13 protein-coding genes are annotated in these 12,003 nt (G+C 66.2%); 9 read left to right on the forward strand and 4 right to left on the reverse strand.

Annotated elements, in window-relative coordinates; all coding sequences use genetic code 11:
* Nucleotides 1-394: 394 nt before the first annotated feature.
* A complete protein-coding gene (locus ASE13_RS16015; protein WP_056618292.1) occupies nucleotides 395-3,268 on the reverse strand; it encodes a TonB-dependent receptor in 2,874 nt (957 codons plus the stop codon).
* Here ASE13_RS16015 and ASE13_RS20065 point away from each other — a divergent pair.
* The 3 genes from ASE13_RS20065 to ASE13_RS16025 all read left to right on the forward strand — a co-directional run bounded on the left by ASE13_RS20065 (nucleotide 3,246) and on the right by ASE13_RS16025 (nucleotide 5,906).
* Nucleotides 3,246-3,572, forward strand: a complete 327-nt coding sequence (locus ASE13_RS20065; RefSeq protein WP_162254707.1) for a hypothetical protein — start codon at nucleotides 3,246-3,248, stop codon at nucleotides 3,570-3,572. The two genes, ASE13_RS16015 and ASE13_RS20065, sit on opposite strands and share 23 nt — an antisense overlap.
* A gap of 223 nt (nucleotides 3,573-3,795) precedes the next feature.
* The gene (locus ASE13_RS16020) at nucleotides 3,796-5,031 is read left to right on the forward strand and encodes a TIGR04063 family PEP-CTERM/XrtA system glycosyltransferase (RefSeq protein ID WP_056618297.1); all 1,236 of its coding nucleotides are present in this window, start codon (nucleotides 3,796-3,798) and stop codon (nucleotides 5,029-5,031) included.
* Complete coding sequence (locus ASE13_RS16025) at nucleotides 5,028-5,906, forward strand: hypothetical protein (protein ID WP_056618301.1); 879 nt, start codon at nucleotides 5,028-5,030, stop codon at nucleotides 5,904-5,906. The genes ASE13_RS16020 and ASE13_RS16025 overlap by 4 nt, the downstream gene beginning before the upstream one ends.
* Here the strand turns inward: ASE13_RS16025 and ASE13_RS16030 are convergent.
* Nucleotides 5,903-6,217 carry a hypothetical protein gene (locus tag ASE13_RS16030; RefSeq protein ID WP_056618305.1) on the reverse strand — a complete coding sequence of 105 codons (315 nt, stop codon included), beginning with the start codon at nucleotides 6,215-6,217 and terminating at the stop codon, nucleotides 5,903-5,905. The genes ASE13_RS16025 and ASE13_RS16030 overlap by 4 nt on opposite strands.
* Nucleotides 6,214-6,396, reverse strand: a complete 183-nt coding sequence (locus ASE13_RS16035) for a hypothetical protein (RefSeq protein WP_056618309.1) — start codon at nucleotides 6,394-6,396, stop codon at nucleotides 6,214-6,216. Before ASE13_RS16035 ends, ASE13_RS16030 begins: the two co-directional genes overlap by 4 nt.
* 96 nt (nucleotides 6,397-6,492) lie before the next feature.
* Here ASE13_RS16035 and ASE13_RS16040 point away from each other — a divergent pair, with 96 nt between their 5' ends.
* The 3 genes from ASE13_RS16040 (at nucleotide 6,493) to ASE13_RS16050 (ending at nucleotide 8,261) form a co-directional block, all read left to right on the forward strand.
* Nucleotides 6,493-7,116 carry a helix-turn-helix transcriptional regulator gene (locus ASE13_RS16040; protein WP_056618312.1) on the forward strand — a complete coding sequence of 208 codons (624 nt, stop codon included), beginning with the start codon at nucleotides 6,493-6,495 and terminating at the stop codon, nucleotides 7,114-7,116.
* 240 nt (nucleotides 7,117-7,356) lie between these two features.
* Nucleotides 7,357-7,725, forward strand: a complete 369-nt coding sequence (locus tag ASE13_RS16045) for a reverse transcriptase-like protein (RefSeq protein ID WP_056618314.1) — start codon at nucleotides 7,357-7,359, stop codon at nucleotides 7,723-7,725.
* The gene (locus ASE13_RS16050) at nucleotides 7,722-8,261 is read left to right on the forward strand and encodes an rRNA large subunit pseudouridine synthase E (protein WP_056618316.1); all 540 of its coding nucleotides are present in this window, start codon (nucleotides 7,722-7,724) and stop codon (nucleotides 8,259-8,261) included. Before ASE13_RS16045 ends, ASE13_RS16050 begins: the two co-directional genes overlap by 4 nt.
* Before the next feature lies 1 nt (nucleotide 8,262).
* On the opposite strand, the gene ASE13_RS19955 is transcribed toward ASE13_RS16050, so the two are convergent.
* On the reverse strand, nucleotides 8,263-8,445 hold the full coding sequence (locus tag ASE13_RS19955) for a hypothetical protein (protein ID WP_156404942.1): 183 nt from the start codon (nucleotides 8,443-8,445) through the stop codon (nucleotides 8,263-8,265).
* A 148-nt stretch (nucleotides 8,446-8,593) separates the two neighbouring features.
* Between ASE13_RS19955 and ASE13_RS16055 the strand changes: the two genes are divergently transcribed.
* The 3 genes from ASE13_RS16055 (at nucleotide 8,594) to ASE13_RS16065 (ending at nucleotide 11,649) form a co-directional block, all read left to right on the forward strand.
* Complete coding sequence (locus tag ASE13_RS16055) at nucleotides 8,594-8,806, forward strand: hypothetical protein (RefSeq protein WP_056618319.1); 213 nt, start codon at nucleotides 8,594-8,596, stop codon at nucleotides 8,804-8,806.
* 84 nt (nucleotides 8,807-8,890) lie between these two features.
* Nucleotides 8,891-10,660: an SLC13 family permease gene (locus tag ASE13_RS16060; RefSeq protein WP_056618321.1), complete on the forward strand. Its 1,770-nt coding sequence runs from the start codon at nucleotides 8,891-8,893 to the stop codon at nucleotides 10,658-10,660.
* A 14-nt stretch (nucleotides 10,661-10,674) separates the two neighbouring features.
* Entirely contained in the window at nucleotides 10,675-11,649 is a 975-nt protein-coding gene (locus ASE13_RS16065; RefSeq protein ID WP_056618990.1) for a quinone oxidoreductase family protein, read from the forward strand.
* Nucleotides 11,650-12,003: the final 354 nt, after the last annotated feature.

Here is a 12,003-nt window from a genome sequence, read left to right on the forward strand (position 1 = left end):
AGGGGCGTTACGATGTCAAAGAGCTAGAGGAGGCTGTCAGGCGAAATCCTACATTGCAAGCATGTCTGCAAATGGGTGGGAAGCGGAACGGCGGCTTTCGGTCCTGCTCGACTGAAAGCTGCCTTCCCCATGGCAGCATTCGAGCATGATCATCAATCGGCGGATCCCCCCTTCTTCCTCTGTTGACCATACTTGCTCTGGCGGCCTGTCAGCGCGCGCCGGACCACCCATCACGAATGGGTAAAGCGGCGCCCACCTTGTCCATGTTGCACTCAATACTGCGTTGCGGAACTGCACATGGCGCTTTGCCCTTCACCACATTGTCGAGCGTCCTCGACTCTTGGCCGCCGCCGTGGCGCCTCTGTCTTACTCAGCGAAAAGCCGCCGCGCTGCCTCAGAACCGGAACTGTGCGCCGAGATAGAATTGTGCGCCGGTGTGACTGTAGACGAACGTGCTGTCGCGATCGGAGTCGATATACTGACGATAGGGCCGGTCGAACAGGTTCAGTCCCTCGAAGCTCAGCTTGATCTTGTCGGTGAGCTGATACGACACCGACAGATCGAAGATGAGCGACTTGTCGACGCCCTCGAGGTCCTGGAGCGGATTGTTCGCCGGCAACGCGATGATGTACGGTCCGCGATACGAGCCCGAGATGCGCGCGCTCAGCTTGCTGTCCTCATAATAGAGCGTGCCGTTGAAGGCATCGCGCGAGAGGCCGAGGAGATCGCGATCGGTCGTGTTGCTCGAACTCGCTGCAAGGAAATAGGTGATCGTCGATTTCACGTGCGTGTAGTTCGCCAGCACGCCCAGATTGCGGAGGAAGCCCGGCAGGAAGGTGAAGGCGTGCTGGTAGTTGATCTCATAGCCTTCGAGCGGCCCGCCCGGCGTGTTGCGCGCCTGGTTCACCGTGAACACCGAGACGTTGGGATCGAGGCCGCTATTGGCCAGCAGGCTCAGCGGCAGTCCGGTCTGGGCGAAGGTCATCTGCAGCGCCTGGTTCTGGATATAGGACTGGATGTCCTTGCGGAAATACGCCGCCGAGAGCAGCGAATTGGGTGCGAAATACCATTCGATCGCGGCGTCATAGGTGGTGGCGCGGATCGGCTCGAGCAGCGGGTTGCCGCTGTTGACGCTGGGTGTGCCGCTGATCACGACATTGGCGCCGGGGCTCAGGAAGCCGAGTTCGGGCCGCGTGATCACCTTCGCCACGGCACCGCGGATCAACAGCTTCGAAGTCAGGTCGGCGACCACGTTGAGCGACGGCAGCCAGTCCTCATAGCTGTTCTGCACCGTCACGAACTGCCCCAGCGATGTCGAATAGCCGGTCGAATCGAGCGAGGTGCGGGCATAGCGCATGCCGACATTGCCACGGATCGGCGCGCCCGCGGCGGACAAGTCGAAATCCACCTGGCCAAAGGCCGAGACGACGTCCTCGCGCACCCTGCGCGTGCCACCGAGATTCTGGATGAGGGCGAAATCGCCGGTGTAATTGTCCAGCCCGTAGCGCTTGGCGAAATCCTGATAGTTGATCGCGACCCATGAGCTCGGGAACACGCCTTCGCGCATGCCCTCGCCGAAGCCCTCGACCAGATGCGTCATGCCGGCGAGGTCGGACGGACTCACGGTCGGCACGAGGAAGTTGTTGGCGCGCTGATACGGCAGGATGCTGAAGTCGAACCGATCGAAATGCACGCCGCCCTTCAGCGTGAACCCCTCGGCCGCCCTCCACTTGAAGCTGCCCTCGACCATCTTGTTGACATTGTCGATGAACGACGGCGCGGCGCGGATCTCGGCGCTGCCGGGCGCCAGCGTGAACTGGTTCGGATCGGTGACGTCGAAGCCGAAGCCGATCGTCGGCTGGTTGCGGTCCTCGCGAAAATCGATGGTCTGACGCGTGTTGTTGCGGCCGAACAGGAAGGTGGTCTGCTCGGTCTGGTCGTAATTGGTGCTCGCCTTGCCCGCGAGCAGGTTCAGCCGCAGCCGGTCGGTTACGTCGAACTTGCCGTAGAGCGAGTATTGCGTGAAGCGGCTGCGGAAGCGATCATATTGGGTGTCCGAACGCACGTCGACGCCGTCGAACACGCCATAATCGATGTCGTAGACGGTCTGACCGAGATTCACGCCCTGGGTGTGGCTGACGCCCGCCTCGCGCAGGATAGCCTCGCGGATCGCGGTCTGCGGCTTGCCGAAGTTCGGCGAAGCAATCGCGCGCGCAAAGGAGAAGCCCTCGAGCCAGTTCTCCTCGCGAAACACCTTGTAATCCGAATAGAGCAGGTCCCCGCCGATCTCGATGCCGGGCGCGGGCTCCCATTGCACTGATCCGGTAATTCCGAGGCGCTTCTGGTCGTGATGGAAGCGCCCGTAGCGCGGCAGCCGTGGCAGAAAGACGGTGGACCGATTGACCAGCCCATAATTGGTGTCGTTTGCCGCGGGGCGCGGCACGCCCGTCGCGCAATCGCTGGCGGTCGTCCCCTGGCCGGGGTTGAGCGCGGGTGAAACCGGTGTCATGCCGACGGGAGAACAGAAGCCGCCGTCCACGGTGGCGGGGTTCCAGCCGCCCGAGCCGAACTGGTCCTCGTAATAGTTGCGGCGGCTATAGGCCGCGGAGGCGAGCACGCCGATCCGACCGATCCCGGTCTCCCAGGTGTTCGCGATCAGACCGCTGAACTTCGGATCGATATTCTTCGCGAGCGTATTGTACCCGGCCTGCGCACCGAGCGCCAAGGTGAAGCCCTTGTAATCGAACGGCCGGGCGACGTTCAGATCCACCGTCGCGCCCAGCGAACCTTCGATCGTCTCGGCGTCTGCGGTCTTGCGGACGACAAGATTGTTGAACAGCTCGGAAGCGAAGACATTGAAGTCGAACCCGCGCCCGGTGTTGGTGCCGCGATCGGACGTGGTCGCGCCGGAAATGGCCTGCGCCTCCATTCCGTTGATGCGTACGCGCGTGAAGCTGCCCGAGAGGCCGCGAACCGTGATCGCCCTGCCTTCCCCTCCGACGCGATTGATGGAGACGCCGGGTATGCGCTGGAGCGATTCAGCCAGATTATTGTCCGGGAAGTCGGCAATGTCCTCCGCCTTGATCACGTCGATCGCCGAGGTCTCTGCGCGCTTGGCGTTGAGCGCGCTGCCGAGGCTCGCGCGGAAGCCCGTAACTACGATCTCATTTTCCTGCGTCTCGGGTTCTGCCGCCGGAGCCGCGGCGGCGGGCGCATCGGATTGCGCGCTTTGTGCGGCCGCCGAGTTGGTCGCGAGCAACAATGCCAACGGAGAAGCTCCGCAAATCAGCGCGGCATATGCGATCCTGGCTTTAGACATCCTCATCTCTCCCCTTTTGTGCCGCGTAAGCCGTGGCGCGGCTCCGCGTTTCATTTTTCGTAACTACGTCCCACAATATGGCGAACAGGAAATGTCTGATCAATCCGGTTTCGGCGAGGAGGGCGAGAATTGCGGTCTGCTACCAATTTGCCACGCGCTGAAGGGCAGGGCCGTGTCTGAAGAAGAAAATGCCACCCCGCCGCGACGGCGGCCCTACTATCCGCGCTTCTTCATGCAGAAGACGCTATTCTGACGCGTGCGAGCGCTCGCGATTTCCAGGAACAGCCTGGCAGGCAGGCTCCCTCCCGAAGTCACGACTTCCTTTGCTGGCGGTGACCGCTTCTGGGCAGATTCTCCATGGCTCGAAATGTCTGCTTGTGGGGCGGAAGCCGCCAGTCCGCTTTTGGTCTCGGTCTTCGCTCGGACATGAGTCCCGGTTGACGCACCGTTAAGTGCTCTCGTGGCAGAGCGGGCGCATGCGGATTCTCCATATCCTCGATCACGGGCTGCCGCTCCAGAGCGGCTATACCTTCCGTACCCGGGCGATCCTGAAGGCGCAGATCGCGCGCGGGTGGGAGGTGGCGGCGGTCACCGGGCCGCGGCACGGCGCGTTCGATGCCGATGAGGAGACGGTCGACGGGATCCGGTTCCACCGTACCCCGCCGGTCGCCGCGGGGCCGCCGGTGATCGGCGAGCTGCGCGAAGTCGCGGCGTTCGCGCGGCGGATCGAAGCTGTGGCGTGTGCGTGGCGGCCGGACGTGCTCCATGCCCATTCGCCGGTGCTCGACGCGATGGCGGCGCAGCGAGTCGCCGATCGGCTCGGCCTGCCTTTGGTCTATGAGATTCGCGCGTTCTGGGAGGATGCCGCGGTCGGCAACGGCACCGGGCGCGAGGGCAGCCTGAAATATCGCGCCACCCGCGCGCTCGAGACACGCGCGGTCCGCAAAGCCGATGCGGTGGCGGTGATCTGCGAGGGATTGAAGGACGACCTCGTCGCGCGCGGAGTCGATCCGGGCAAGATCCTCGTCTCGCCCAATGGCGTGGACCTGAACCTGTTCGGCGAGCCGCTGCCTTATGATCCCGCGCTGGCGGAGCAGCTCGGCGTGGCGGGGGCCGAGACGATCGGGTTCATCGGCAGCTTCTACGATTATGAAGGGCTCGACGTGTTGATCGAGGCGATGCCCGCCTTGGTCGCGGCGCGGCCAGCGATGCATCTGATCCTGGTGGGCGGGGGCCCGATGGAAGCCGCGCTGCGCGCGCAGGCGGCGGCCTCGCCTGTGGCGGAGCGAATCCGGTTCATCGGCCGCGTGCCGCACCAGGAGGTCGAGCTTTATTACAGCGTGATCGACGCGCTGGTTTATCCGCGCAAGGCCATGCGGCTGACCGAGCTGGTGACGCCGCTCAAGCCGCTCGAGGCGATGGCGCAGCGTCGGCTGGTGGCGGCATCGGACGTGGGCGGGCACCGCGAGCTGATCCGCGACGGCGACACCGGAACGCTGTTCAAACCCGACGATCCGGCGGCGATCGCGACCGCCTTGTCACGCCTTTTCGCCGATCGCGACCAATGGGAGGCGCGGCGGGCACGGGCGCGCGCGTTCGTCGAGGAGGAGCGTAACTGGGCTGTCAATGTCGCCCGGTATCAATCTGTTTACCAAAATCTTGCAGAGTCGAATCCCATGAAGGACTCGCGCGCATCTACGGTGAACGCATGAACCTGCCGATCGCCCCCATGATCGCCGGCGTGCTCGGCGGCGCCGTGGCGCTCGGCGCGCTCATCGTGCCGATGCCGGCGCTCGAAGGCCTGGTGATGGGCAGCGGGTTGCCCGCCGTCATCGCCGCCGCCGAACCGCCGCTCGGCTTCACCGCGCGCTTCATCATGGCGTTCGGCGCGGGGGCGTCGACCGCATTATTCAGCTGGTTCGCCTTGTTCGTGCTGCTCGGTTCGCGCACCGTGACGATCGGCGATGGCGAAGAGATCGACCCCGATGCGGTGCTGACGCCGGTGCTTCGCCGCGCCGACGCGCATCCGGATGCGCCGCCACGTCCGCCGCTGCTCGCTACCCGTGATCTCGGACGGCCGTTCGACGCGTTCCGCACGCCGGCCGATATCGTGAAGATCCATGTCGAGGAAATGGACATGGTCGAGGAAATAGCGGCGCCGGTCACCGAGCCGGCCGTCGCGCCGGTCGAACAACCGCTGCCGGTCGACCTCGATCAGCCGCTCGCCGCGTTCGATCCCGATGCGATGCCCGAAGTGCCGCTCGCCGCGCCGGTCGCGCTGCCGCCGCTCAGCCGCAGCTCGAAGCCGCCGGTGTTCGACGAGACGGAGCGCTTCGAAGTGTTCGAATTGCCAACTCCGGTCCGTCCGGAGCCCCGGCCGATATCCCTGGTATCGCGCGAGGACGCGATCACTCGCCCGGAGACCGAAGCTTCGGTGCACGCGCTGCTCGAACGGCTCGAGCGCGGGGTGCTCCGCAGGAGCTTGACCCCTGCGCCGGCGCCTTCGCCCCGCGTCGAGCGCCGCGCGCGGGAACGCGGGCTCGAAGACGCGCTTGTCACGCTACGCAACATGGCCCGCCGGGCTTAACGTTCCTCCACGGTCAGGGCCTCGAGCGCGACCGTCACTCGATCGCCTTCGCGAGACATGCGCGTGATCACCAGGTCCGCCAGCAGATAATTGCGGAACGCGAATTCGACTTCGCTCAGACCCGCCAGCCAGCAATCGAGCCTGGGGCTCGCCGCGGCGGTGAGCGTCAGGCTGTGCCGCGCGCCGGTGAAGGTCGCGCTCGCCCAGCGCGTCCAGTCGCTCGCGACGACGGCCACCGGACAGCCCGCCGCCTCGGCAGCGGCGAGCAGCGCGCGCTCGAGCAAGGTGGCTGCGTCGGGGCCGCGGCTCATCGTCCGGCTCCCTGCGCGGCGAGGAACGCTTCCAGCCGCGCTTCGGTGAGCGGACGCAGCTCGCGGCCGTTGCGCAGATCGCGCACCAGCCGTGGGTCGCCGATCGCCAGCCGGCCGAACTTGGTGGCGGGCATGTTGGTCCGCCGAAGGAATTTCTCGATTTTGCGATGCACCGACATCGGGCCCTTCTCCTACGCGAGTCGCTGAACTATGATCCTGTTTTGTTCCTCAAATCCTACTTGTCTAGGAAAATTCCTACGGCTATGAGAACGAGCATGGAACCGGGTGCGCAACGCGCGGCGCTGGAGGCGCTGATGGCGGAGCAGGGCGTCAGCTTTGCCGAATTGTCGCGCGTGATCGGGCGCAACGCCGCCTATCTGCAGCAATATGTCCGCCGCGGATCCCCGCGTGAGCTGGCCGAGCGCGACCGGGCATTGCTCGCGCGCTTCCTCGGGGTGCCGGAGGCGCGGCTGGGCGGGCGCGAGGCCGAGGGGCTGACCGAGATCGCGCGGCTCGATGTGGGTGCTTCGGCGGGTCCGGGCCGGCTGGCCGAGGACGAGGCGGCGCGGCGTCCGGGCGCGTTGTCACAGGCCTTGCTGCGGCAATTGGGCGTGCGCGCCGCGGCGGCGTCGATGATCCGAGTCGAGGGCGATTCGATGGAGCCGACCTTGTCCGACGGCGACGAGATCCTTGTCGACCGGGACCGCCGGGAGGTGCGGGGGAAAGGCGGGATCTTCGTGATCCGCCTCGATGGGGTGCTGATGGTCAAGCGGCTGCGCGCGGCGGTGGGCGGCATCGAAGTGATCAGCGACAACCCGGCCTGGCCGGTGCGGATTTGCGCGGGGAGCGAAGTGGAGATCGTCGGGCGAGTGGCCTGGCTGGGGAGGGCGCTGGTCTAGGTCGAGTATACAACCTATTGATTTAACTGACGGACTGACCTCTCTCTTCGTCATCCCCGCGAAGGCGGGGACCCATCTTCGATGGTTTCCACGAACGCGCCGGTGCATTTTGCCGCTCGCTCGGGAGATGGGTCCGCGCTTTCGCGGGGGTGACGGATCTTGAATATGAGTCCCCAACCGGGGGGGCCGTGCCGAGGAGTGGTTGGCGCGGGGGATCGCCGCGCGCTAAAGCCGCCCGGCATGAAGATATTCTTCGACGGGGGATGCCGGCCCAATCCGGGCGCGATCGAAGTCGCGGTCGTCGCGGGCGGGCGGGCGACTATCCTGCGCGACCTTGGCGAGGGCACCAGCGCGGATGCCGAATGGCTGGCATTGATCCACGCACTGGCGATCGCGCAATCGCTCGCCGCGCCGGGTTTCGTCCTGCTGGGCGACGCCGCGGATGTGGTCGCCAAGGCGAATGGCGCAGTGAAGTGCCGCGGCGCCGCGCTTGCCCATCTCGAGCGGTTCCGCGCGCTGGCATCGGCCGGGCCGCCGCCGCGCATGCGCTACGTCAAACGCTCGCAGAACCTCGCCGGGATCGCGCTCGCAAGGCTGCACGGGCGATGACGCTGATCCTGTTCAACAAGCCCTATGATGTGCTGTGCCAGTTCACCGACGAAGGTTCGGGCCGGCCGACTTTGGCGGATTTCATCCAGGTGCCGGGAGTCTATCCGGCGGGGCGGCTCGATCGCGATAGCGAGGGGCTGCTCCTGCTCACCGACGACGGGAAGTTGCAGGCGCGGATCGCCGATCCAAGGTTCAAGCTGCCGAAATCCTATCTCGTGCAGGTCGAAGGCGATGTGGCCGAGGCCGCCCTCGCATCGCTGCGGCAGGGCGTCCGCCTGAAGGACGGTATGACTCGCCCCGCCGAGGCCGAGCGCATCGCTCCGCCTGCGCTCTGGCCGCGCGATCCGCCGGTGCGGTTCCGCAAGACCGTGCCCGATTGCTGGATCAGGCTGACGATCCGCGAAGGGCGCAACCGGCAGGTGCGCAGGATGACCGCCGCGATCGGCCATCCGACCCTGCGGCTGGTGCGCTGGAGCATCGGCGACTGGACGCTCGACGGAGTCGCGCCGGGGGAATGGCGGGAGGCTGGCGCTTAGCCTAGCGGGTCCGCGTCCGATCGATCAGCCACACGGCAACCAGCAGCACCAGCCCGACGCCGAGCCCCGCGACGAAGCCGATCGAGGCCTCGCCCCGGCCGGCGCCGATGATGGTGCCGGCGAGCAGGCTGACCGCGAGCAGGAAACCGCCGGCCATCGGCGTGCGGGAGGGAGGATTTGCCATGGGCGGGCCTTAGCGGGTCGTGCGGCGCGGCGCCACTGTTGGACTTAATGGTTAGCGGCGCTTCACCTTGCTGAGCCGCGAAAGCTTTAGAATCGCTGGGGTAAAGGAGAGCGCATCGAGTCTCAGGACGCGTGCAGCCGGAGTATCCATGGAATATCTGCCCTATCTCGGAGATGCGCGCGAAGTCGCCGACGCGGACGAACTGATCCGTTCGTTCGGACAGGATGCCGGCTCCGAAGCGGCGGCACGCGCCGATCGCAGCCGCGATCTCGGCAACCACATCCATTTCTGCCGCTGGCGCCAGATCGAGCGGCTGGTGCTGCTGATGTCGATCCCGCGCGCGGTGGGGACGGTGCACTAGGGGGCTCTACCAATGCGCCGGAACGGAGCCGAAACGCCGCTCGGGGGTTAAGGTTGTCCCTTCCAAGGATGCCCCGGCCCACGAATGACGCTTCCCCAAATTCTGTCGGTCGTCGTTCTCGCCGGCATGATGCTGCTCTTCATCTGGGGACGATTTCGCTACGATCTCGTCGCGATCATGGCGCTGCTGGCGGCTCTGGCGCTGGGGATCGTCAAGCCCAAGCACGCCTTTAGCGGCTTTTCCGACGACATCGTGATCATCGTCGGATCGGCGCTGGTGCTGTCGGGCGCGGTGCAGCGATCGGGAGTGATCGAGAGCGCGATGCTGGTGCTCCAGCGGCGCGTGCGGCGGGTCCGTTCGCAATTGCTGCTGCTCTGCGCGAGCGTGGGATTCGCCTCGGCGCTGGTCAAGAATATCGGCGCGCTGGCGATGATGATGCCGGTGGCGTTCCAGATGGCCAAGCGCTCGGACAGGAGCCCTGCGGTTTTCCTGATGCCGATGTCGTTCGCGTCGCTGCTCGGCGGGTTGATCACGCTGATCGGCACCTCGCCCAACATCATCGTCAGCCGCGTGCGCGAGGAGATGACCGGCGAGCCGTTCGAGATGTTCGACTATGCCCCGGTGGGGCTGGGGCTCACGCTTGTCGGGCTGATCTTCCTGCGTTTCGCTTATCGGCTGCTGCCGCGCGGCCGCCGTGCGGCGCCGACGCTCGGCGAGGCGATGGACATCCAGGACTATGTGACCGAGGCCGGGATCCCCGCCGGGTCGCCAGCGATCGACGAGACCGTATCGGCGTTTCGCGAGCGGCACGAGAACGAAGTGCACGTCACTGCGATCCTGCGCGCGGGGATGCGCAGCTCGCCCTTTCCGGACACCATTCTCAAACCCGAGGACGTGCTGATCCTCGCCGGCGCGCCCGACAGCCTCGAGCGCGTGATCGCCGCCGACGGGCTCGAGCTCGAGGGCCAGCACCGCGACAAGCCCGAGGGATCGGGCAGCGTGGGCGTGCTGGAAGCGGTGATCGGCACGGACAGTCCACTGATCGGGCGGACGGCCGGCCGGCTGGGATTGCACGAACGCTTCGGCGTGAACCTGATCGCAGTGTCGCGACAGGGCGAGAGGCTGGCGACGCGGCTGGGCGAGATCGAACTGAGCGCGGGCGATGTGATCGTGCTGCAGGGGCCGCTCGACCTGCTGTTCGAGCGGCTGGGCGAGCTCGGTTGCCTGCCGCTCGCGGAGCGGACGCTGCGGCTGGGCAGCGCACGCAAGGGGCTGCTGCCGTTGGCAATCCTGGCAGTGGCGATGCTGGCGACGGCGACGGGCATTGTGCCGGTGGCGGTGGCATTCTTCGCGGCGGCGGGACTGACGGTGGTCAGCGGCGCGCTGCCGGTTCGCGAGGCATACGACCATATCGAATGGCCGATCCTCGTGATGCTCGGCGCGCTGATCCCGGTGAGCGACACGCTGCGCACGACCGGTACGACCGACCTGATCGGCGACTGGCTCTCGCATTTCGCGTCGACCCTGCCGCCGTGGGGGGCGGTGGCGCTGATCCTCGCCGCGGCGATGGCGGTGACCCCGTTCCTCAACAACGCCGCGACGGTGCTGGTGATGGCGCCGATCGCCGCAACCTTCGCGACCGGGCTCGGCTATCGGCCGGAGGCGTTCCTGATGGCCACCGCGGTGGGCGCGGGCTGCGATTTCCTGACGCCGATCGGTCACCAGTGCAACACGCTGGTGATGGGGCCGGGCGGGTACAAGTTCGGCGATTATGCCCGGCTGGGTGCCCCGCTGTCGCTGCTGGTGCTGGCGGTGGGTACGCCGCTCATCCTATGGACGTGGCCGGTACAGTGAAGTTGGAGGCGTATATGGCACGGGCGGCGAAAATCGAGACGACGGGCGGACCCGAAGTGATCGGCTGGGCCGATGTCGAACTCCCCTCGCCGGGTCCGGGCGAAGTGCGGATGCGCAACACTGTGGTGGGCCTCAATTTCATCGACACTTATTTCCGCTCGGGGCTGTATCCCGTGCCGCTGCCGAGCGGGCTCGGGCAGGAAGCGGCGGGCGTGATCGAGGCAGTGGGCGAGGGCGTCACCGGGTTCGCGCCGGGCGACCGCGTGGCGACGTTCGGGCCGCCGATCGGTGCTTATGCGACCGAGCGCAACCTGCCGGCGTCATCCTTGTTCAGGCTGCCCGATACGGTGGACGACGAGACTGCGGCGGCGGCGTTGCTCAAGGGCTGCACAGCCGAGTTCCTGATCGAGCGTTGCGCGCGGGTGCAGCCGGGCTGGCCGGTGCTCGTCCACGCCGCGGCGGGGGGAGTCGGCCAGATCCTCGTTCAATGGCTCAAGGCGATCGGTGCCGAGGTGATCGGCACCGTCGGCAGCGAAGCGAAGGTCGCGGCGGCGCGTGGCGCGGGCGCGGATCATGTGCTGCTGTCGCGATCGGACGATATCGCCGCGCGGGTGCGCGACATCACCGGCGGCGCGGGAGTCGCAGTGGTGTTCGACGGCGTCGGCAAGGCGACCTGGGAAGCGTCGCTCGCCGCGACCCGGCGGCGCGGGCTGATCGTCAGCTATGGCAATGCCAGCGGCGCAGTGGAGGGCGTGCAACTCCGCACGCTCGCGAGCCACGGATCGCTGTTCGTCAGCCGCCCCACATCGTTCGATTATTATGTGACGCCCGAGGAACGCGCGGCGGGCGCGGGGCGGCTGTTCGCGATGCTGGAGAGCAAAGCGGTGCGCGTCGTTATCGGTCAGCGTTTCGCGCTGGCGGACGTCGCCGCCGCACACGCAGCGCTGGAAGCGGGCGAGACGACCGGCTCGACGGTGCTGCTTCCCTGATCCCAGGCCGAGGATCCATTCAAATCGTTGATTTGATGTAAGCTCTCTCCCTTTTCGTCATCCCCGCGAAGGCGGGGACCCATCTCCAACATCATCCGCGAGCGTGCCGGTGCATTTTGCCGCTCGTTCAGGAGATGGGTCCCCGCTTTCGCGGGGATGACGGATTGAGTGTGTTCTCATCCGGAGCAAGTGTTTGGTAACAATGCCAATTGACGGGATCAGGTTGCTGCTTTGCAATGGCTACGTAGCGCACATGGGAGCAGGCGGAAATTTGATATAGGAGCAAATGCGTCAATGCGGTTACAAGTCGATATCCTATACTCCCTCCAGCTCCACAAGAATCCTGGTAATTGC

It is taken from the genome of Sphingomonas sp. Root241 (assembly GCF_001428865.1).
In the GTDB taxonomy this organism is placed as follows: Bacteria; Pseudomonadota; Alphaproteobacteria; order Sphingomonadales; family Sphingomonadaceae; genus Sphingomonas.